19 protein-coding genes and 1 riboswitch are annotated in these 20,900 nt (G+C 72.0%); of the genes, 9 read left to right on the forward strand and 10 right to left on the reverse strand.

The genetic code is table 11. The features are described 5' to 3' along the window. Window positions 1-11: 11 nt before the first annotated feature. The 5 genes from metF to ACIQ6R_RS09720 form a co-directional block, all read right to left on the reverse strand. On the reverse strand, window positions 12-935 hold the full coding sequence (gene metF, locus ACIQ6R_RS09700) for a methylenetetrahydrofolate reductase [NAD(P)H] (protein WP_404174325.1): 924 nt from the start codon (window positions 933-935) through the stop codon (window positions 12-14). A 106-nt stretch (window positions 936-1,041) separates the two neighbouring features. After that, window positions 1,042-1,698: a thiamine phosphate synthase gene (thiE, locus tag ACIQ6R_RS09705; protein ID WP_404174328.1), complete on the reverse strand. Its 657-nt coding sequence runs from the start codon at window positions 1,696-1,698 to the stop codon at window positions 1,042-1,044. A 327-nt stretch (window positions 1,699-2,025) separates the two neighbouring features. After that, window positions 2,026-2,391, reverse strand: coding sequence for an Rv2175c family DNA-binding protein (locus tag ACIQ6R_RS09710; RefSeq protein ID WP_055416498.1), 366 nt, complete (start codon window positions 2,389-2,391; stop codon window positions 2,026-2,028). A gap of 78 nt (window positions 2,392-2,469) precedes the next feature. After that, window positions 2,470-3,744 (reverse strand): NAD(P)/FAD-dependent oxidoreductase, encoded by a 1,275-nt coding sequence (locus tag ACIQ6R_RS09715; RefSeq protein ID WP_404220004.1) that lies wholly within the window; start codon window positions 3,742-3,744, stop codon window positions 2,470-2,472. Between the two features lie 31 nt (window positions 3,745-3,775). Next, window positions 3,776-4,126 carry a hypothetical protein gene (locus ACIQ6R_RS09720; protein WP_404220006.1) on the reverse strand — a complete coding sequence of 117 codons (351 nt, stop codon included), beginning with the start codon at window positions 4,124-4,126 and terminating at the stop codon, window positions 3,776-3,778. Between the two features lie 52 nt (window positions 4,127-4,178). Beyond that, window positions 4,179-4,290: riboswitch (TPP riboswitch) on the forward strand. Window positions 4,291-4,314: 24 nt separating this feature from the next. Here ACIQ6R_RS09720 and thiO point away from each other — a divergent pair. The 5 genes from thiO to ACIQ6R_RS09745 all read left to right on the forward strand — a co-directional run bounded on the left by thiO (window position 4,315) and on the right by ACIQ6R_RS09745 (window position 10,511). After that, on the forward strand, window positions 4,315-5,565 hold the full coding sequence (gene thiO, locus ACIQ6R_RS09725; RefSeq protein WP_404220008.1) for a glycine oxidase ThiO: 1,251 nt from the start codon (window positions 4,315-4,317) through the stop codon (window positions 5,563-5,565). Further along, window positions 5,562-5,762 (forward strand): sulfur carrier protein ThiS, encoded by a 201-nt coding sequence (gene thiS, locus ACIQ6R_RS09730; protein WP_404174337.1) that lies wholly within the window; start codon window positions 5,562-5,564, stop codon window positions 5,760-5,762. The genes thiO and thiS overlap by 4 nt, the downstream gene beginning before the upstream one ends. 2 nt (window positions 5,763-5,764) lie before the next feature. After that, the gene (locus ACIQ6R_RS09735) at window positions 5,765-6,562 is read left to right on the forward strand and encodes a thiazole synthase (RefSeq protein ID WP_404174340.1); all 798 of its coding nucleotides are present in this window, start codon (window positions 5,765-5,767) and stop codon (window positions 6,560-6,562) included. Window positions 6,563-6,770: 208 nt separating this feature from the next. Continuing rightward, the gene (gene pknB / locus ACIQ6R_RS09740; RefSeq protein WP_404220010.1) at window positions 6,771-8,738 is read left to right on the forward strand and encodes a Stk1 family PASTA domain-containing Ser/Thr kinase; all 1,968 of its coding nucleotides are present in this window, start codon (window positions 6,771-6,773) and stop codon (window positions 8,736-8,738) included. An 888-nt stretch (window positions 8,739-9,626) separates the two neighbouring features. Next, a complete protein-coding gene (locus tag ACIQ6R_RS09745) occupies window positions 9,627-10,511 on the forward strand; it encodes a deoxyribonuclease IV (RefSeq protein WP_404220012.1) in 885 nt (294 codons plus the stop codon). 22 nt (window positions 10,512-10,533) lie between these two features. Here ACIQ6R_RS09745 and ACIQ6R_RS09750 read toward each other — a convergent pair whose 3' ends face one another. Beyond that, the gene (locus ACIQ6R_RS09750; protein ID WP_404174352.1) at window positions 10,534-11,181 is read right to left on the reverse strand and encodes a sulfite oxidase-like oxidoreductase; all 648 of its coding nucleotides are present in this window, start codon (window positions 11,179-11,181) and stop codon (window positions 10,534-10,536) included. 192 nt (window positions 11,182-11,373) lie between these two features. Between ACIQ6R_RS09750 and bfr the strand changes: the two genes are divergently transcribed. After that, the gene (gene bfr / locus ACIQ6R_RS09755) at window positions 11,374-11,877 is read left to right on the forward strand and encodes a bacterioferritin (protein WP_404174355.1); all 504 of its coding nucleotides are present in this window, start codon (window positions 11,374-11,376) and stop codon (window positions 11,875-11,877) included. A gap of 18 nt (window positions 11,878-11,895) precedes the next feature. Here bfr and ACIQ6R_RS09760 read toward each other — a convergent pair whose 3' ends face one another. Both ACIQ6R_RS09760 and ACIQ6R_RS09765 read right to left on the reverse strand, forming a co-directional pair. After that, the gene (locus tag ACIQ6R_RS09760; RefSeq protein ID WP_404220014.1) at window positions 11,896-12,129 is read right to left on the reverse strand and encodes a bacterioferritin-associated ferredoxin; all 234 of its coding nucleotides are present in this window, start codon (window positions 12,127-12,129) and stop codon (window positions 11,896-11,898) included. A 165-nt stretch (window positions 12,130-12,294) separates the two neighbouring features. Continuing rightward, window positions 12,295-13,647 carry a class II 3-deoxy-7-phosphoheptulonate synthase gene (locus tag ACIQ6R_RS09765; RefSeq protein ID WP_404174361.1) on the reverse strand — a complete coding sequence of 451 codons (1,353 nt, stop codon included), beginning with the start codon at window positions 13,645-13,647 and terminating at the stop codon, window positions 12,295-12,297. Window positions 13,648-13,810: 163 nt separating this feature from the next. Between ACIQ6R_RS09765 and ACIQ6R_RS09770 the strand changes: the two genes are divergently transcribed. The 3 genes from ACIQ6R_RS09770 to ACIQ6R_RS09780 all read left to right on the forward strand — a co-directional run bounded on the left by ACIQ6R_RS09770 (window position 13,811) and on the right by ACIQ6R_RS09780 (window position 18,803). Further along, window positions 13,811-16,648, forward strand: coding sequence for an N-acetylmuramoyl-L-alanine amidase (locus ACIQ6R_RS09770; RefSeq protein ID WP_404220016.1), 2,838 nt, complete (start codon window positions 13,811-13,813; stop codon window positions 16,646-16,648). Window positions 16,649-16,726: 78 nt separating this feature from the next. Then, window positions 16,727-16,783 (forward strand): trp operon leader peptide, encoded by a 57-nt coding sequence (locus ACIQ6R_RS09775; RefSeq protein ID WP_071528813.1) that lies wholly within the window; start codon window positions 16,727-16,729, stop codon window positions 16,781-16,783. 136 nt (window positions 16,784-16,919) lie between these two features. Then, a complete protein-coding gene (locus ACIQ6R_RS09780; RefSeq protein ID WP_404220312.1) occupies window positions 16,920-18,803 on the forward strand; it encodes an anthranilate synthase family protein in 1,884 nt (627 codons plus the stop codon). Here the strand turns inward: ACIQ6R_RS09780 and ACIQ6R_RS09785 are convergent. Beyond that, on the reverse strand, window positions 18,755-19,750 hold the full coding sequence (locus ACIQ6R_RS09785; protein WP_404220018.1) for a 2-hydroxyacid dehydrogenase: 996 nt from the start codon (window positions 19,748-19,750) through the stop codon (window positions 18,755-18,757). The two genes, ACIQ6R_RS09780 and ACIQ6R_RS09785, sit on opposite strands and share 49 nt — an antisense overlap. A 114-nt stretch (window positions 19,751-19,864) precedes the next feature. Next, complete coding sequence (locus ACIQ6R_RS09790; RefSeq protein WP_404174371.1) at window positions 19,865-20,893, reverse strand: 6-phosphofructokinase; 1,029 nt, start codon at window positions 20,891-20,893, stop codon at window positions 19,865-19,867. Window positions 20,894-20,900: the final 7 nt, after the last annotated feature.

Here is a 20,900-nt window from a genome sequence, read left to right on the forward strand (position 1 = left end):
GTGCGACCGGTCTAGGCCCGCGGTGGGTGGTGCAGGCCCAGGTTCTCGTAGATTTCCAGCGTCGCAGTGGAGTTGTTCAGCGTGATGAAGTGCAGTCCGGGGACACCCTCGGCCAGCAGCCGCGCGCAGAACTCCGTGGCGAACTCGATGCCAATGGAGCGTACAGCGGTCGGATCGTCCTTTGCTGTGAGGATCCGTTCTTTCAGCTCGGCCGGGAACGAGGCGTTGCTGAGCTTTGGCAACCTCTCCAGCATCTTCACACTCGTCACCGGCATGACCTCGGGGATGACCGGGGTCTCGCAGCCGGCCGCGGCGACCCTGTCGCGCAGGCGCAGGTAGGACTCGGGCTGGAAGAACATCTGCGTGATCGCGTAGTCGGCGCCGGCCCGGCACTTGTCGACGAAGTGCGTCACGTCGGTGTCCCAGTCGGCGGAGCGCGGGTGCATCTCGGGGAAGGCCGCGACGCCGACGCAGAAGTCGCCCGACTCCTTGATGAGGCGGACCAGTTCGGCGGCGTAGGTCAGACCCTCGGGGTGCGCGACCCAGTCGGCCGTCGGGTCGCCGGGCGGGTCGCCGCGCACGGCCAGCATGTTGCGGATCCCGGCGTCGGCGTACTGGCCGATGATGTTGCGCAGCTCGGCGACCGAGTGGTCGACGGCTGTGAGGTGGGCCACGGGGGTCAGTGTCGTGTCGGCGACGATCTGCTGGGTCTCCTTGACCGTCCCCGCGCGCGTGGAACCGCCGGCGCCGTAGGTCACGGAGACGAAGTCGGGAGCGACCGCCTCCACTCGCCGCAGCGCGCTCCACAGGTTCTTCTCGCCCTTGGCCGTCTTCGGCGCGGAGAACTCGAACGAGTACGTCGTCTTGCCGGACGCGAGCATGTCGCGCACGGTGCGTGCGCGATCAGTCCTGGTGGATGCGGTTCCGAGGGCCATACGGGCAGGTTAGCCAGGGGGCGGCGGTCACCCAACCGGATGCGGGATATTTGTCCGCATTGTCGAGTTGTTGTCCACCCCTTGGACACATGCCTCCGGCACTCGCCTACGCCTGCCGCAGTCGCTTCGCGAACTCGGCCGCGGCGGCACCCGGGTCGTCCGCCGCGGTGATCGCCCGGACGACCACGACGCGCCGGGCACCGGCCTCCAGCACCTCGTCGAGGTTGCCGAGGTCGATGCCGCCGATGGCGAACCAGGGGCGGTCGGTGCCGAGTGCGGCGGTGTGCCGGACCAGGTCGAGGCCGGGAGCGTGGCGGCCGGGCTTGGTGGGGGTCGGCCAGCACGGGCCGGTGCAGAAGTAGTCGACGCCGTCCTGGACGGCGGCAGCGGCGGCCTCGGACTCGGCGTGCGTGGAGCGGCCGACGAGGACGTCGTCGCCGAGGATCGCGCGGGCGGCGGGCACCGGCAGGTCGCCCTGTCCGAGGTGCAGGACGTCGGCGTGGGCGGCGTGGGCGACGTCCGCCCGGTCGTTGACCGCGAGGAGCTTGCCGTGGCGGGCGCAGGCGTCGGCGAAGACCTGGAGGTGCTCCAGCTCCTCCCCCGCCTCCATGCCCTTGTCGCGCAGCTGCACGATGTCGACGCCGCCCGCCAGCACCGCGTCCAGGAACTCGGGCAGGTCACCCTGGCTGCGGCGGGCGTCCGTGCACAGGTAGAGCCGGGCGTCGGCGAGCCGGGCGCGGGCTGTCGCGGCGGTGTCGGGCATGCGGATGTCCCCCAGATCGGTGGCGTGGGCCCGCGGTGGACCGCGCGGCCTTGGCTTGTGTCCCGAGGATACGGAGCGTGCCTCGCCACGGTCGCCTCGCGGCCCGCCGGAGCGGGGGAGGCCGCCGCTCCCGGCCCGCCGGAGCGGGGACCCCGCCGCTCCCGCCCCCCGGACCGGGGGGCCGCCCCTGCCGGAGGCCGCGGGCTCCCCCTCGGTCCCGAGGAACACGGCGGCAGCGGGTCGCCGCCGTGGCGTACGGGACCGCGGGCCGTCATGGCCGCCGGGGACCGTGGGTCGCGGCCCGTACGTCGGGCGGGGCCTGTCAGGTCAGACGGCGAGCGCCTGGGCGCGGCGCTTCACCTCCGTGCCGCGATTCTCGCTCAGCGCCTGGGCGGGGGTGCCGGGCAGGGTCTCGTCGGGCGTGAAGAGCCACTCCAGCATCTCCTCGGCCGTGAAGCCGTCGTCCCGCAGCAGCGTCAGGGTCCCGACCAGGCCCTTGACGACCTTGTCCTCGTCGATGAAGGCCGCGGGGATGTGCAGCGCGCGGTTCTCACCGCGCCGTACGGCGATGAGCTGGCCTTCCTTGATCAGCTGGCGTACGCGGGTCACCTCGACGCCGAGCATCTCGGCGATGTCGGGGACGGTGAGCCAGGCAGGCACGAGAGCATCGATCTTTGCGTCAATCTCGGTCACGTCTCAAGCCTGCCATCTGGCACTGACAGTCGGAAACCGGACCCGTCCGACCCGGGCCGTCGCGCTCCGGCGAAGGGGCTACGCCGTCGCCGCCTTGAGCGGCCTCGCCGGGTCGGCCAGCAGTCGCGGGTCCATCGCCGCGCCCGCCTGGATCAGGCGCTTGCCCTGGGCCAGGTCCCGGGGGCGGCCCACCGCCAGCAGGGCGACCAGGCGGTCCTCGCGCAGCCAGCACACCGTCCAGGCCGGCCCCGAGGCGTCGCCGCGCCACAGCATGGTGTCGGTGGCCAGGTGGTGACCGGCGTACTGGACGAAGCGGCCGAACTGCTCGGACCAGAAGTACGGCACCGGATCGTAGGCCGCCGGGGTCTCGCCGGTGGCGGCGCCGATGACGTTGGCGGCGACCGTGCGCGGGCCCTGGAGGGCGTTGTCCCAGTGGTGCACCAGCAGCCGTTGGCCGTAGCGGCCGGAGGGGAAGGACGCGCAGTCGCCGACCGCGTAGACGTCCGGCGCCGAGGTGCGCAGGAGGGCGTCGGCCAGGACGTCGCCGTGCGCGCCGAGGTCGATCCCGGAGCCGGCGAGCCAGGCGGTGGCGGGCCGGGCGCCGATGCCGACGACGACCGCGCCGGCGGGCAGCCGTGAGCCGTCGTCCAGGACGACGACGTGACCGGGCTCCCCGGGGCCGCCGGGCTCCACGCGCTCCACGCGCGCGTGTGTGCGCAGTACGGCGCCCGAGTCGGCGTACCAGCCGGTCATCGGCGCGGCGACCTCGGCGGGCAGCGCGCCGGCGAGGGGCCGGTCGGCGGCCTCCACGACGGTCACGGCGCAGCCCGCCTCGCGCGCGGCGGTGGCGAACTCGGCGCCGATCCAGCCCGCGCCGACGACCACGATGTCGTGCTGCCGGGCGAGCACCGGGCGCAGCCGTTCGGCGTCGTCGAGGGTACGCAGCAGGTGAACGCCGGGGACGCCCTCCGCTCCGGGCAGCCGGATCGGTTCGGCGCCGGTCGCGAGGACGAGGACGTCGTACGGCACGGGTCCGTCGGAGGTGTCCAGGACGTGCGCGTCGGGGCGGACGCCCAGGGCCTCGCGGCCGAGCCGCAGGGTGATGCCGAGTGCTTCGAAGTCGACGTCGAAGGCCGAGCCCTCGGCCGTGCCGAGCAGGACGGCCTTGGACAGCGGGGGACGGTCGTACGGCTGGTGCGGCTCCGCGCCGATCAGGGTCACGGTGCCGGTGAAGCCCTGCTCCCGCAGCGCGACGGCGGTCTGCACCCCCGCCATGCCCGCGCCCACCACGACCACGCGGCGCTCCGCGTCCGCTCCCCGTTCCCCGGTCTGCTCCTGCGTCTGCTCGCTCACCTGATCACCTTAGACACCGACGATCCGTCAGTCAGTGCTCGCGTTCGGTGACCTGCTCCACAACGCTCGTCCCGCTGCCCCGCCGCGACTCCCACTCCCAGGTCTCGTCCAGGCGCACCCGCCCGTCCGGCAGCTCGACGACAGTCGACACGCAGTGCCCCGACGACGTACCTCCGTCGGTCTTGAGCTGCACGTACCGGAAGTCGAGGCGGTCGCCCTCCCTGGTGCCCACCAGACGGCCGCGGACGACGTCACCGCCCGCGTACTCGGCCCATACGGCGCCGTCCTGCTCGTGGTAGGTGAACCGGGTCCGCGTACCCACCTGGCCGGGCGCCTGGTCGGCGACGGGGGCGAGAACGAGACCGTCGAGTGAACGCGCCACGGGCGGAGGCTCCCTTACAAGTGCGGTGCGCTGCGGGCTAGGGTGGCCAACGTAAAGCACTCGCGGGAGCCCGGACGCACCGGGCTGAGAGGGAGGCTGGCGGCCTCCGACCGTACGAACCTGATCCGGGTCATGCCGGCGAAGGGAGGGGCTGGACGCCCATGTCGTCACCACCGACTTCCGCTTCCGTGTCCAGATCTGCCGCGACGCACGCGACGGCCGCGACGCATGCGACGGCCGCCACGCACGCGACGGCCGCGCCGTCGCTTACGCCGGACGTCCTCGTCGTCGGCGGCGGGATCATCGGCCTGGTCACCGCCTGGCGGTCCGCGCAGCGCGGGCTCGCCACGGCCCTCGTCGACCCCGAGCCGGGTGGCGGGGCCGCCCAGGTGGCCGCCGGGATGCTGGCCGCCGTGACGGAGCTGCACTACGGCGAGCAGACACTGCTCGCGCTGAACCTCGCCTCGGCCCGCCGCTACCCGGAGTTCGCGGCCGAGCTGGCCGACCTCACGGGCCACGACCTCGGTTACCGCCGGTGCGGCACCCTCGCCGTCGCGCTGGACGCCGACGACCGGGCCCACCTGCGGGAACTGCACGCGCTGCAGCAGCGGTCGGGCCTGGAGTCCGAGTGGCTGACGGGGCGCGAGTGCCGGCGACTGGAGCCGATGCTCGCGCCGGGTGTGCGCGGGGGGCTCCGGGTGGAGGGCGACCATCAGATCGACCCGCGGCGCCTCGCCGGCGCCCTCGTGGCCGCCTGCGAACGCGCGGGCGTCGTCTTCCACCGGGCGTGGGCCGACCGGCTCACCGTCGTGCGCGGCGGCGAGCGGGCCACGGGTGTCGTCACGGCCGACGGCACCGCGCTGGGGGCCGGGCAGGTGGTGCTGGCCGGCGGCAGCCTGAGCGGACGGCTCACGGGCGTCCCGGACGACGTCCTGCCGCCGGTGCGGCCCGTGAAGGGGCAGGTGCTGCGGCTGACGATGCCGCGGACGCACGGGCCGCTGCTGAACCGGACGGTGCGCGCCGTGGTGCGCGGCAACCCCCTCTACCTGGTGCCCCGGGAGAACGGCGAGCTGGTCGTCGGTGCCACCAGCGAGGAGCTGGGCTGGGACACCACGGTCACCGCGGGCGGCGTCTACGAGCTGCTGCGCGACGCCCACGAGCTGGTCCCCGGCATCACCGAGCTGCCCCTGGCGGAGACCCGGGCGGGTCTGCGCCCCGGCTCCCCGGACAACGCCCCGCTGCTCGGCCCGACCGGGCTGGAGGGCCTGCTGCTGGCCACCGGGCACTACCGCAACGGCGTCCTGCTCACCCCGGTCACCGGCGACGCCATGGCACACGCCCTGACCACCGGGGAGCTGCCGGCCGAGGCCCGCCCCTTCACCCCCCGGCGCTTCGGCGCCGTCCCCGCACTCCCGGAAGTCTCGGAGCAGCCCGCATGAACATCTCCGTCAACGGCGAGCCGCGCCAGGTGGCGCCCGGCACGGCCCTGGACGCCCTGGTGGGCACGCTCACCGCGGCGCCGTCCGGAGTGGCCGCCGCCCTGAACGAAACCGTCGTCCCGCGCGCGCAGTGGCCCGCCACCACGCTGGCCGACGGCGACCGCGTCGAAGTCCTCACCGCCGTCCAGGGAGGCTGACCATGGCCGACGATCCCTTTGTCCTCGGCGGTACGTCCTACGGGTCCCGCCTGATCATGGGCACCGGCGGGGCGCCCAGCCTCGACGTGCTGGAGCGCGCGCTCGTGGCCTCCGGGACCGAGCTGACGACCGTCGCGATGCGGCGCGTGAACGCCTCGGTGCACGGGTCCGTGCTGTCGGTGCTGGAGAAGCTCGGCATCCGGGTGCTGCCGAACACGGCGGGCTGCTTCACCGCCGGGGAGGCGGTCCTCACCGCCCGGCTCGCGCGCGAGGCCCTCGGCACCGATCTGGTCAAGCTGGAGGTCATCGCCGACGAGCGCACCCTGCTGCCGGACCCGATCGAGACGCTGGACGCGGCCGAGACGCTGGTCGACGACGGGTTCACGGTGCTGCCGTACACCAACGACGACCCGGTCCTCGCGCGGAAGCTGGAGGATGTCGGGTGCGCGGCGATCATGCCGCTCGGCTCGCCGATCGGGTCGGGGCTGGGCATCCGCAACCCGCACAACTTCGAGCTGATCGTGGAGCACGCGCGCGTGCCGGTGATTCTGGACGCGGGGGCGGGTACGGCATCGGACGTGGCGCTGGCGATGGAGCTGGGGTGTGCGGGTGTGATGCTCGCCTCGGCGGTGACGCGGGCGCAGGAGCCGGTGCTGATGGCCGCCGCGATGCGCTCCGCGGTGGAGGCGGGGCGGTCGGCCCGGCGGGCGGGGCGAATTCCGCGGCGGCATTTCGCCGAGGCGTCGTCTCCCGCGGAGGGCTTGGCGGTGCTGGATCCGGAGCGGCCCGCTTTTCAGTAGCCCTGGGCTGTCCTGCCGTTTCCTCTCCCACTCACGTACCACCCGTTTCCGGTCGGACCAGAGGCGGGCCTCGCCCGTGGGGGTACATCGCCGTCGGCGGCCGGCCGTGCGTGCGTGGGCGTAAGAAGCGTCACAGGTGCGCTGCAGTACCGCCCCCGTTCGTCGGCGGCGACGCCGGGTGTCCGTGGTGGCTCGTAGACTCACCTGCGTGGACACGACCCTTCAGGACCCTCTCGTCGGGCAGGTGCTCGACGGCCGGTACCGCGTCGAGGCGCGGATCGCGGTCGGCGGGATGGCCACGGTCTATCGGGCCGTGGACACCCGCCTCGACCGCGTGCTCGCGCTGAAGGTGATGCACCCGACGCTCGCGACCGACGCCAGCTTCGTGGAGCGGTTCATCCGCGAGGCGAAGTCGGTGGCCCGGCTCGACCACCCCAATGTCGTACAGGTGTTCGACCAGGGGGCCGAGGGGGCGTACGTCTACCTGGCCATGGAGTACATCGCCGGCTGCACCCTGCGCGACGTGCTGCGCGAGCGCGGGGCACTGAGGCCGCGGGCCGCGCTGGACATCCTGGAGCCGGTGCTGGCCGCGCTCGGTGCCGCGCACCGGGCCGGGTTCGTGCACCGTGACATGAAGCCGGAGAACGTCCTGATAGGCGACGACGGCCGGGTCAAGGTCGCCGACTTCGGCCTGGTCCGGGCCGTGGACACGGTCACCAGCACCACCGGGTCCGTCCTCGGCACCGTCTCCTACCTGGCGCCCGAGCAGATCGAGCACGGCACCGCCGACCCGAGGGTCGACGTGTACGCCTGCGGCGTCGTCCTGTACGAGATGCTGACCGGCGGCAAGCCGCACGACGGGGACTCCCCCGCCCAGGTGCTCTACAAGCACCTGCACGAGGACGTGCCGCCGCCGTCGGCAGCCGTGCCGGGGATGGCGTACGAGCTGGACGAGCTGGTCGCCTCGGCGACCGCGCGCAACCCGGAGATCCGGCCGCACGACGCCGTGGCACTGTTCGCGCAGGCCCGCCAGGCGCGCGGGGCGCTGAGCGCGGACCAGCTGGACGCGGTGCCGCCGCAGGCGCTCGCCGGAGAGCACGACAACGCCGAGGACCGCACGAGCGTGATCCCCCGCGCGCTCACCATGCCCCGGCCGCTGCCCGTCAACGAGGACGAGAACGACGGCTCTTCGGACGGGATCGCCTCGAACGGCTTCCCCGCGGACGGCGTCAACCGCACCAGCCGGCTGGCCGCTCCCCCGCCTGCGCCGCCCCGGCGCCGTCGTCCGGAGCTGCGGCGCGGACCGCTGGCGATCGTCGTGGCCGTCCTGCTGGTACTCGGCGTCGGCACGGGCGTCTGGTACATCAACTCCGGCCAGTTCACCAAGGTGCCGCCGCTGCTGTCCAAGACCGAGGCGCAGGCCCGGGACCGGCTGGAGGACTCCGGGCTGGACGTCGGCAAGGTCCGGCACGCCTACAGCGACACCGTGGAGCGCGGCAAGGTCATCAGCACCGACCCCGGGGTGGGTACCCGCATCCGCAAGAACGACTCCGTGTCGTTCACGATCTCCGACGGCCCCGACACGGTGAAGCTGCCGGACGTCCAGGGCTACAAGCTGGACCGGGCGCGGACCCTGCTGAAGGACGAGGGGCTGGAGCCGGGCATGGTGACCCGGGCGTTCAGCGACGAGGTCCCCAAGGGCTTCGTGGTCTCCACGAAGCCGAAGACGGGCACCACGGTGCGCGCGGGCTCGGCGGTCGCCCTGGTCGTCAGCAAGGGCAGCCCGATCGACCTCCCGGACGTCACCGGCGACGACCTGGCCGACGCGCGGGCCGAGCTGACGGAGGCCGGCCTGAAGGTGAAGGTCGCCGAGGAGCAGGTGAACTCCGAGTACGAAAAGGGCCAGGTCGCCCGGCAGACGCCGGATGCGGGCAGCCGCGCCGCCGAGGGCGACACGGTGACGCTCACGGTGTCCAAGGGCCCCGAGATGATCGAGGTCCCGGACGTGGTCGGCGACAGCGTGGACGACGCCAAGCGGACGCTGAAGGACGCCGGCTTCCAGGTGGACGAGGACCGGGGTCTGCTCGGGCTGTTCGGCGACACCGTGAAGGACCAGTCGGTGGACGGCGGGGACACGGCTCCCAAGGGGTCGACCGTCACCCTCACGATCCGCTGACGAGACGGCCCGCCGAGCGGACGCGGGCGGGGCCGGCCGTCGCGCGCCACGGGCGGTCGAACAAGCCGAACAAGTGGTCAACCAGCCCCGGATCAACGGCTCTTGCCCTCTCCGCTCCCCCGCCGGGGACCGCTCCTACGGCGGCTCCGCAGACGGTCGGGGCGTGCGGAGGCGGACGGGGGGAGGGCGTCTTGGGGGCGGAACCGGTCGTGCGGACGGCCGTCACCGACGACTGGCAGGTGAGCATCCTCGGCCCCGCCGGGAACCCGGTCGGGGTCGTCCCGCCCCGCTACGTTCTGACCTGCGCCCATGTCGTGACGTCGGCCATGGGCGGACGGCTTGAGGACGACCCGCACGCCACGGTCATGGTGACCTTGAGCAGCGGACTGAAACTGACGGGCTCCCCGGGTGGCGGGCACCGCTACACCGGTGGGAGCCACCACGAGGACGTCTCGGTGCTCACCCTGCACGGCGATCTTGGGCAGGCCAACGGCCAGTGCGCCTTCGCCTCTCCCGTCGCCTTGGCCACCATCGCACCCGCTTCCCGCCCAGCTTATCCTCGAACTCCAGTTCCAGCCGTTGCGGGGCGACGTCGAGGGACGTCATGCGCGCGTGCGCCTCGGCGGCCATGCGCCGGATGCCGTCGAGGGCCTCGCCGAGCCCTTCCTGGGCACGCCGGACCACCACCGTGCTCCCGTTGACCGAGATCTCCTGGAGGCCTTACACGTACTCGTCGACGGGTTCGACCAGGACCCGGCCGCCGTTGGGCAGCGCCAAGCTGACGACGTCCCCCACGCACCCTCCCCTGACTCGGCAGCGCCGGTGCGCTGGTGCGGTCGTACCCTGATCCGAGGTCCGCCCACACGTCCTGGCATCCTTGGTCGGGTCATGAGCACCGCGTCTTCTTCCTCCCGTATGCCGCGCAACCCCGTCGGGGGTCACGTCCCCGTGGCCGGCGGCCTGCACTCCGTGGGCCTGTCCTACGCCCGTGAGCTGAAGGCGGAGACCGTGCAGGTCTTCGTCGCCAACCCGCGCGGCTGGGCCACCCCGGTCGGCAACCCGAAGCAGGACGAGGCGTTCCGGGAGGCCTGCGCGGCCGGGTCGCTCCCCGCCTACGTGCACGCGCCGTACCTGATCAACTTCGGCTCGCACACCGAGGCGACGGTGGAGCGGTCGGTGGACTCGCTGCGGCACTCGCTGCGGCGCGGGCGGGCGATCGGGGCGCTCGGCGTGGTCGTGCACACGGGCAGCGCGACGGGCGGCCGGGAGCGGTCGGTGGCGCTGAAGCAGGTGCGGGAGTACCTGCTGCCGCTGCTCGACGAGCTGACGCACGACGACGACCCGTACCTGCTGCTGGAGTCGACCGCCGGCCAGGGCGCGTCCCTGTGCTCGCGGACCTGGGACTTCGGGCCGTACTTCGAGGCGCTGGACGCCCACCCGAAGCTCGGCGTGTGCCTGGACACCTGCCACATCTTCGCGGCGGGGCACGACCTGACGGGCCCGTCCGGCATGCACCGGACCCTGGACCTGCTGGTGGACACGGTCGGCGAGGGCCGGCTGAAGCTCATCCACGCCAATGACTCCAAGGACGTGGCCGGGGCCCACAAGGACCGGCACGAGAACATCGGTGCCGGTCACATCGGCGAGGACCCGTTCCGGGCGCTGATGACCCACCCGGCGACCGAGGGCGTGCCGCTGGTCATCGAGACACCGGGGGGCAAGGAGGGGCACGCGGCGGACGTGGAACGGCTGAAGAGGCTGCGCGACGGCTGACCCGCGGGGGCCGTACGCCAGGTCAGAGTTCGGGGCCGTCCCCGGGCTCCTCCTGGTAGGAGTAGCGCTGCTCCTGCCACGGGTCGCCGATGTTGTGGTAGCCGCGCTCCTCCCAGAAGCCGCGGCGGTCGGCGGTCATGTACTCGATGCCGCGGACCCATTTCGGGCCCTTCCAGGCGTACAGGTGCGGGACGACCAGCCGGAGCGGGAAGCCGTGCTCGGCGGTGAGCAGCTCGCCGTCCTTGTGGGTGGCGAACAGGGTGCGTTCGGCGGCGAAGTCGGACAGCCGGAGGTTCGAGCTGAATCCGTACTCCGCCCACACCATCACATGGGTGACGGCGGGCGCGGGCGGGGCGAGGTCCAGGATCGTGGCGGCCGGAACGCCGCCCCACTCGGAGCCGAGCATGCTGAACTTCGTGACGCAGTGCAGGTCGGCGACGACCGTGGTGTACGGCAGGGCGGTGAACTCGTCGTGGGTCCAGCCGTGCTTCTCGCCGTCGGCGGTGGCGCCGAAGACCCGGAACTCCCAGCGCTCGGGGCGGAACTTGGGGACCGGCCCGTAGTGCGTGACCGGCCAGCCGCGCTGCAGTCGCTGTCCCGGTGGGAGCTCGAACCGCGACGCTCCTTCCGAACCGCCTTCTCCCGATTCGCGTCCCACCGGCTGACCCATGCCTCCATCCTGACAGACCCGGACCGATGCCCCTGACCCGCCCCACTTACATTCGGGCAAACACGTACAAGTACCGACGATCACGACTAAGCCTGTACTTACTTACTAAGTAGAGACTTACTGGACGATCTTCGATGCCGGTGCAATCATGCGGCGCAACAGGCCAGTTCCCGTTCGAAGGAGCGTCAAGCGATGCAGGGCGACCCCGAGGTCATCGAGTTCCTCAATGAGCAGCTGACCGCCGAGCTCACGGCGATCAACCAGTACTTCCTGCACGCGAAGCTGCAGGACCACAAGGGCTGGACCAAGCTCGCGAAGTACACGCGCGCGGAGTCCTTCGACGAGATGCGCCACGCGGAGGTGCTCACCGACCGCATCCTGCTCCTGGACGGCCTGCCGAACTACCAGCGGCTCTTCCACGTGCGGGTGGGCCAGAGCGTGACCGAGATGTTCCAGGCCGACCGGGAGGTCGAGGTCGAGGCGATCGACCGGCTGCGCCGCGGCATCGAGGTGATGCGGGCCAAGAACGACATCACGTCGGCCAACGTCTTCGAGGCGATCCTCGCCGACGAGGAGCACCACATCGACTACCTGGACACCCAGCTGGAGCTGATCGAGAAGCTGGGCGAGTCGCTCTACCTGTCGACGGTCATCGAGCAGGTCCAGCCGGACCCGTCCGGCCCCGGCTCCCTGTAGTCGGACCGCTCACCGCGGCTAGGCCGCTTCCGGGAGCTCCGCGAGGACCGGTTCACCCTGGTCGGCCAGTTGCCGGCGGGGGCAGGCGCCGCGGCCGAGCAGCGCCTGGATGCGACGTACGCAGCCGCCGCAGTCGGTGCCCGCCTTGCAGGCGGAGGCGATCTGCCGGGGCGTGCAGGCGCCGGCTTCCGCGTGGTTCCTCACCTGTTCCTCGGTGACACCGAAGCAGCTGCAGACGAACACGCGGTTCACCTCCCGAGCGGGGTACAAGGTCGTGCCGTACCGACGACCGGAGGGCCCGACTGATCGGTGAGGCAAACCTAACCTTACCCATCGCGCAAGGTCGGCAAAAGTGGAGGGGGCGCGGATCCTGTGTGACCCGCGCCCCATTTCACCGCCCGTCCGACGGGCGGGCCATCACTGGTCCCGGTACATCTCCGCCACCAGGAACGCCAGGTCGAGCGACTGGCTGCGGTTGAGCCGCGGGTCGCAGGCCGTCTCGTAGCGCTGGTGCAGGTCGTCGACGAAGATCTCGTCGCCGCCGCCCACGCACTCGGTGACGTCGTCGCCGGTCAGCTCCACGTGGATGCCGCCCGGGTGGGTGCCGAGCGCCTTGTGGACCTCGAAGAAGCCCTTGACCTCGTCGAGCACGTCGTCGAAGCGGCGGGTCTTGTGACCGGAGGCCGCCTCGTAGGTGTTGCCGTGCATCGGGTCGGTGATCCAGGCGACGGTCGCGCCGGACGCGGTGACCTTCTCCACCAGCTCGGGGAGCTTGTCGCGGATCTTGTCCGCGCCCATGCGGACGATGAACGTCAGCCGGCCGGGCTCGCGCTCGGGGTCCAGCCGCTCGATGTACTGGAGCGCCTCCTCGGCCGTCGTCGTCGGGCCGAGCTTGATGCCGATCGGGTTGCGGATCCGCGAGGCGAACTCGATGTGGGCGTGGTCCAGCTGCCGGGTGCGCTCACCGATCCACACCATGTGCCCGGAGACGTCGTACAGCTGCCCCGTGCGCGAGTCGACGCGGGTGAGCGCCGACTCGTAGTCGAGCAGCAGCGCCTCGTGCGAGGAGAAGAACTCGACGGTCTTGAACTCCTCCGGGTCCGTGCCGCAGGCGTGCATGAAGTTCAGCGCCTGGTCGATCTCCCGGGCGAGCTGCTCGTAGCGCTGGCCGGAGGGCGAGGACTTCACGAAGTCCTGGTTCCAGGCGTGCACCTGGCGCAGGTCGGCGTAGCCGCCGGTGGTGAAGGCGCGCACCAGGTTCAGCGTGGACGCCGACGCGTGGTACATGCGCTTGAGCCGCTCGGGGTCCGGGATCCGGGCCTCTTCGGTGAAGTCGAAGCCGTTGACGGAGTCGCCGCGGTAGGTCGGCAGCGTCACGCCGTCGCGGGTCTCGGTGGGCTTGGAGCGCGGCTTGGAGTACTGGCCGGCGATCCGGCCGACCTTCACCACGGGCACGGAGGCGGCGTACGTGAGGACGGCGCCCATCTGGAGCAGCGTCTTCAGCTTGTTGCGGATGTGGTCCGCGGACACGGCGTCGAAGGCCTCGGCGCAGTCGCCGCCCTGGAGGAGGAACGCCTCTCCCTTGGCGACGGCCGCCATCCGGGCGCGCAGCTGGTCGCACTCGCCCGCGAAGACGAGCGGCGGATACGACTCGAGGTCCGCGATCACTGCGCGCAGAGCCTCGGTGTCGGGGTACTCGGGCTGCTGCGCCGCGGGCAGGTCTCGCCAGGTGTTGCCGGCGCTCGGGCCGGTCTTAGCGTTCACGGTCACCCCTCAACCCTACGGGGTCCTGTCACGCGGTTTTCGTACGGCTCGACAGGTGAGACAGCACCCCGGCGCGGACCGCGGGGCGGCGGTTGGTAACCTCACGCGCCTTTGAAGTTTGAATCACAGACATCTCACATACATACCGAGCGCATATCAGGGGTGGGACTTGAGCGCGGATCATCGCAGAGACCGCAAGAAGAAGAGACTGCTCGTCTACGGTGTCGCCTCGGTCGTCGCCGCCGCCACGACGGCCGGCACCCTGGCCCTGGCCTCGCCGAACCTGCTCGGTTCGGACGACGCCAAGGCGGCCGCCGCCCCGGACGTCCGGCTGCAGGCGGAGTTCGAGAAGGCCGCGGAGGAGTTCGACGTCCCGCGGAGCGTGCTGATGGCGGTCTCGTACCGGCAGACGCGCTGGGAGGACCACGACGGGCTGCCGAGCACCACCGGCGCCTACAACGTGATGGGGCTCACGGACGTCGACCCCAAGGACCTCGGTGACGGCGACGCCGACGAGCGCGAGCACCAGCTCGAGCACATGAACCGCAGCGGCGACCCGGCCATCGAGAAGAACTTCGACGCCGAGAAGGCCCTGGCGAGCCTGCGCGAGAAGCCCGTCGACACGAGCGACCCGCGGCTGCACACCCTGGACGAGGCGGCCGGGCTGATCGACGCGTCGGCGGAGGAGGTGCGGAGCGACCCCGGGGAGAGCATCAGGGCGGGCGCCGCGCTCCTCGCCAAGTACCAGGAGGACGCCACCGGCTCGCTGCCCGAGGACCCCGGCGCCTGGTACCCGGCCGTCGCGCGTGCCAGCCAGGCCACGGACCACAAGGGCGCGGAGCTGTTCGCGAAGCGCGTGTTCGAGTCGATCAAGACCGGTGAGCGGCGCCTCACCGTGGACGGCCAGTACCTCACGCTGCCGGCCGACCCGGCGGTGGAGCCCGACCGGGGCACGGACTTCGATCTCGCGGCCGCCTACACCGCCGAAGCCGCCGCGACCCCGGACTGCCCGACCGGCCTGAACTGCGACTTCCGCCCCGCGGCGTTCAAGCAGAACAGCAGCAGCCTGGACGACTGGGGCAACTACAGCGTCGCGAGCCGCCCCGCGGCCGGCCACGAGATCAACTCCATCCTGCTGCACGACACCGAGGGCAGCTACGAGAGCGCCCTGGGCGTCTTCCAGAACTCCCGCACGTACGCCAGCGCGCACTACCTGATCCGCGCCTCCGACGGCCTGGTCACCCAGATGGTCGAGAACAAGAACGAGGCGTGGCACGCGGGCAACAAGTCCCTCAACATGCACTCGATCGGGATCGAGCACGAGGGCTACGCCATCAAGGACGGCAGCTGGTACACCGAGCCGCAGTACGAGTCCTCGGCGGCCCTGGTGAAGCACCTGGCCGGCACGTACGACATCCCGCTGGACCGTGAGCACATCATCGGCCACGACGAGGTGCCGGGCGTCCTGGACGCCAAGGTCAAGGCCCAGCACTGGGACCCGGGCCCGTTCTGGGACTGGAACCACTACATGGAGCTGCTGGGCGCGCCCACCGGCGCCGAGGGCCCCGGCGGCCCGTACAAGGCCGGCCAGGTGATCCGGGTCGTGCCGCCGTTCACCACGGCGAACCGGCCCAAGCTCACCAACGGCGGGTCCGCGGTCGCCAAGCAGCCCGCGAACTTCACGTACCTGTACTCCTCGCCGACCACCGGCTCGGCCACCCTCACCGACCCGTACCTGGGCAGCCAGACCTGGACCGAGGGCTGGAACTGGGCCAACAAGGTCGTGGCCGGCGGCGAGTACGTCGTCGCCGAGGCGCGGCAGGACTGGACCGCCATCTGGTACGGCGGCAAGAAGGCCTGGTTCTACAACCGGGGCGGCCAGTTCGCCACCGCCGTCGGCACCCCGGACGTGATCACGCCCAAGTCGGGCGTCGGCACGGTCCCGGTGTACGGGCGCACGTACCCGGAGGACGGCGCGTACACGGACACCGGAGTGGATGTCCAGGACGACAACACCGCGTCGCTGACCAAGTACGGCGTCCTCGCCGGGCAGAAGTACGCGCTGGCCGGCTCGGCCGTCAACGGCTCGTACTTCAACAGCGGCAACATCGACGGCTCGGGCGAGGGCTCCCGCACGGTGGTCGTGGGCGACACGGTCTTCTACCCGATCCGCTACAACCACCGGCTGGCCTGGGTCCGCGCCTCGGACGTCCAACTGGTCAAGGGCACCGCGCCGGACGCGGGCACGAACCGCTACGACATCCTCGGCCGGGACTCGTCGGGCGTGCTGTGGCAGTACCAGGGCACCGGCAGCGCGTCCTCCCCGTTCTTCGGCCGCTTCCGCATCGGCGGCGGCTGGGACGCCTACAACGCGGTGACCACGCTGACGGCGCTGCGCGCGGACGGCACCGGCGACGCGGTGGCCCGCGACAAGAGCGGCGTGCTCTGGTACTACCAGGGCAGCGGCGACCTGACGGAGCCGTTCCGCAAGCGCACCCGGGTCGGTGGCGGCTGGTCCGTCTACGACACCATCACCGGCGCCCGGGACCTCACCGGCGACGGCAGGCCGGACCTCGTCGCCCGCGACAAGAGCGGCGTCCTGTGGCTCTACCGCGGCACCGGCAGCACCTCGGCGCCGTTCGAGAGCCGGAGCAGGATCGGCGGCGGCTGGTACATCTACAACGCGCTGACCGACACCGGCGACCTCACGGGTGACGGCAGGCCGGATCTGGTCGCCCGCGACAAGAGCGGCGTCCTGTGGCTCTACCGCGGCACCGGCAGCGCCACGGCGCCGTTCGCGAGCCGGACCAGGGTCGGCGGCGGCTGGTACGTCTACAACGCGCTGAACGGCCCGAGCGACCTGAACCGCGACGGAGTGCCCGACCTGGTCGCCCGCGACAAGGACGGCGTGCTCTGGCTCTACCGCGGCACCGGCAGCGCCTCCGCGCCCTTCACGGGCCGGAGCAGGATCGGCGGCGGCTGGAACACGTACAACATGATCGTCTGAGGCCGCTCGGCGCCGCGGCACGTCCCGGGACACGGAAAGTGCCGCGGCGCCACGGGCGGATGCGTTAAGGTCGGCTGCATGTTCGCGCACTCGACCCAGAACTGGTGGTGGACCGCTCATCCGGCGGCCCACTGACTGCGCGTGACGAAAGACTTCGCGAAGGCCGCCCGAGGGGCGGCCTTCGGTGTTTTCGCGACCGGGGCCGTTCCTCCCACCGAGAGTCTCTGTGAGACACCGAGAGGGACACGGACCCATGACACCGATCGCCCCCATGACACCGCTCGACGGTCTCCTGGCCGATACACGCCCGTTCGCCCTGCTCCGCCGCCGCACCCCGGGCCATGACCACGACACCGTGGAACTGCTGCTCGGCCCGGTGACGGAGCACGACAGACTCGCCGGCCTGCCCGACGAAGGGCTGGCACTCGTCCCCTTCCGGCAGATCCGCGAGCGCGGCTTCGACGTCCGCGACGACGGCACACCGCTGCTGGTGCTGACCCCCGAGGAGCGGTACGACATCCCGCTCGCCGAGGCCCTCGACCGGCTCCCCGCGCACGACGTCCACGTCGAGAACGGCGCCTTCGACGTGGACGACGAGGAGTACGCGGAGATCGTCGGACGCGTGCTGGACGAGGAGATCGGAGGCGGCGAGGGCGCCAACTTCGTGATCCGGCGGACGTACGAGGGGCGGGTCCCGGGGTTCGGGCGGGCCGACGCGCTGGCGCTGTTCCGGCGGCTGCTGGCGGGCGAGCGGGGCGCGTACTGGACGTTCGTGGTGCACACCGGGGACCGGACGCTGGTCGGCGCCAGCCCCGAGGTGCACGTGCGGATGTCCGGCGGGACGGTCGTGATGAACCCGATCAGCGGGACGTACCGCTACCCCGCCGAGGGGCCGACCCCCGAGCACCTGCTCCGCTTCCTCGCCGACGGCAAGGAGATCGAGGAGCTGTCGATGGTGGTCGACGAGGAGCTCAAGATGATGTGCACCGTCGGCGACATGGGCGGCGTGGTCGTCGGGCCGCGGCTCAAGGAGATGGCGCACCTCGCGCACACCGAGTACGAACTGCGCGGCCGCTCCTCGCTGGACGTGCGTGAGGTGCTGAAGCAGACGATGTTCGCGGCGACGGTCACCGGCTCGCCGGTGCAGAACGCCTGCCGGGTCATCGAGAGGCACGAGGTCGGCGGGCGCGGCTACTACGCGGGAGCGCTGGCGCTGCTCGGCAGGGACTCCGGCGGTGCCCAGACGCTCGACTCCCCCATCCTCATCCGCACCGCCGACATCGACGCCGCCGGGCGGCTGCGGGTGCCGGTCGGCGCCACGCTGGTGCGGGGCTCGGACCCGGCGGGCGAGGTCGCGGAGACCCACGCCAAGGCGGCCGGGGTACTGGCGGCGCTGGGCGTACGTCCGTCCCGGCCGCGTGCGAAGGCCGGGCGGCCGAGCCTGGCCGACGATCCGCGCGTGCGGGCGGCGCTGGACGGGCGCCGGGCCTCGCTGGCGCCGTTCTGGCTGCGGATGCAGGAGCCGTCGGACGCGCTGGAGGGGCACGCCCTGGTCGTCGACGCGGAGGACACCTTCACGGCGATGCTCGCGCACGTGCTGCGCTCGTCGGGGCTCACCGTGACCGTACGGCGGTACGACGAGCCGGGGCTGCGCGAGGCCGTGCTCGGGCACGAGGGCCCGGTGGTGCTGGGGCCCGGCCCCGGTGACCCCCGCGACCCGGCGGATCCGAAGATGCGCTTCCTGCGCGCCCTGACCGCCGACGTGCTCCGGGAGAACCGGCACGGCGTCCTCGGCGTCTGCCTCGGGCACGAGCTGATCGCGGCCGAGCTGGGGCTGGACATCGTCCGCAAGGAGGTGCCGTACCAGGGGGCGCAGACGGAGATCGACCTGTTCGGGCGGCGGGAGACCGTCGGCTTCTACAACAGCTTCACCGCGCGCTGCGACGAGGACGCCCTCCAGGAGCTGACCGCGCACGGCGTGGAGGTGAGCCGCGCGGACAACGGCGAGGTGCACGCCCTGCGCGGGCCGGGCTTCGCCGGGGTGCAGTTCCACCCGGAGTCCGTGCTGACGCTGAACGGTGCCGCGGTCGTGCGGGAGCTGGCCGGTCAGCTGCGCGGTACGAGCACGTTCTCCGAGCGGCGGCCCTCCCGGTAGTCGAGGACGTTCCGCACCGTGGCGTCGACGATCTGACCGACGGCGTCCTCGGTGTAGTACGCCTGGTGCGAGGTGACCAGGACGTTCGGGAAGGTGACGAGGCGGGCCAGGGTGTCGTCGGCGATGGCCTCCAGGGACTTGTCGAGGAAGAACAGGCCCGCCTCCGCCTCGTACACGTCCAGGCCCACGCCGGTGAAGCGGCCCGCGCGCAGCTCGCCGACGAGGGCGGCGCTGTCGATCAGGCCGCCGCGGCTGGAGTTGACCAGGATGGCGTCGTCCCGCATCGACTTCAGGGCGGCCGCGTCGATCAGGTGCCGGGTCTCGGCCATCAGCGGGAGGTGCAGGGTGACCAGGTCGGAGTGGGCGAGCAGCTCGTCCTTGGGGACGTAGCGCATGCCCAGCTCCATGCAGGCGGGGTTCTCGGCGACGTCCCAGCCGAGCAGCCGCATGCCGAAGCCGTGGGCGATCCGGGCGAAGGCCTCGCCGATCTTGCCGGTGCCGAGGACACCGGCGGTCCGGCCGTGCATGTCCCGGCCCATCAGGCCGTGCAGGCGGAAGTCGAAGTCCCGGGTGCGGGTCGAGGCACGCACGATCCGCCGGTTGACGGCCATGGCGAGGGTCCAGGCGAATTCGGCGACCGAGTAGGGCGAGTAGTACGACACCCGGGCGACGGTCATGCCGAGCCGCCCGGCCGTGTCGAGGTCGATGTTGTTGAAGCCGGTGGAGCGCTGGGCCACCATCCGGGTGCCGCCGGCCGCGAGGATCTCCAGGACGCCCGCGCCGAGGTCGGCGTTGACGGACGTGGAGACGATCTCGTGGCCGGCCGCGATGGGGGCGGTGTCCTCGTTGAGGAAGACGTCGAGGCAGCGGATCTCGTCGTGGCCGTGGAAGGCCCGCTCGATCAGGGGCTTCTCGTCGGCCTGGACGCCGAAGGCCAGGATCTCCATGACCGCTCCCGTTCTGCTGGGCTCCGGGCTTGTGCTGGGCTCCGGGCCGAATATACGGCGCGGCGCCCGGAGCCGCCGGTCAGCGGTCAGCGGTCAGCGGTCAGCGGTCAGCGGTCAGCCGAAGAAGACGCCGACCTCCTCGTACAGTTTCGGGTCGACGGTCTTCAGCCGGGCCGTGGCGTCGGCGATCGGGACGCGGACGATGTCCGTGCCGCGCAGCGCGACCATCTTGCCGAAGTCGCCGTCGCGGACGCAGTCGACGGCGTGCAGGCCGAAGCGGGTGGCGAGCCAGCGGTCGAAGGCGCTGGGCGTGCCCCCGCGCTGGACATGGCCGAGGACGGTGGTCCGGGCCTCCTTGCCGGTGCGTTTCTCGATCTCCTTCGCCAGCCACTCGCCCACCCCGGACAGCCGGACGTGCCCGTAGGAGTCCAGCGACTGGTCCTTGAGCACCATGTCGCCGTCGCGCGGCATCGCCCCCTCGGCGACGACGACGATCGGGGCGTACGAGGCCCGGAACCGCGAGGTCACCCAGGCGCAGACCTGCTCGGTGTCGAAGCGCTGCTCGGGGATGAGGATGACGTTGGCGCCGCCGGCCAGGCCGGAGTGCAGCGCGATCCAGCCCGCGTGCCGGCCCATGACCTCGACGACGAGCACGCGCATGTGGGACTCGGCGGTGGTGTGCAGCCGGTCGATGGCCTCGGTGGCGATGCCCACCGCCGTGTCGAAGCCGAAGGTGTAGTCGGTGGCGGACAGGTCGTTGTCGATGGTCTTGGGCACGCCGACGCACGGCACGCCGTACTCGTCCGCGAGGCGGGTGGCGACGCCCAGGGTGTCCTCGCCGCCGATGGTGATGAGCGCCTCGACGTCGAGCTTGGCGAGGTTCTCCTTGATGCGCCGGATGCCGTGCTCGTGCTGGAGCGGGTTGGTGCGCGAGGAGCCGAGGATGGTGCCGCCGCGGGGCAGGATGCCGCGGACGGCCGGGATGTCGAGGCGGACGGTGTCGCCCTCCAGCGGACCGCGCCAGCCGTCCCGGAAGCCGACGAAGTCGTAGCCGTACTCCTGTACGCCCTTGCGGACGACGGCCCGGATGACGGCGTTGAGCCCGGGGCAGTCGCCGCCTCCGGTCAGTACTCCGACCTTCATCACGTAA

The sequence above is a fragment of the Streptomyces sp. NPDC096048 genome (genome assembly GCF_044763415.1).
GTDB lineage: Bacteria > Actinomycetota > Actinomycetes > Streptomycetales > Streptomycetaceae > Streptomyces.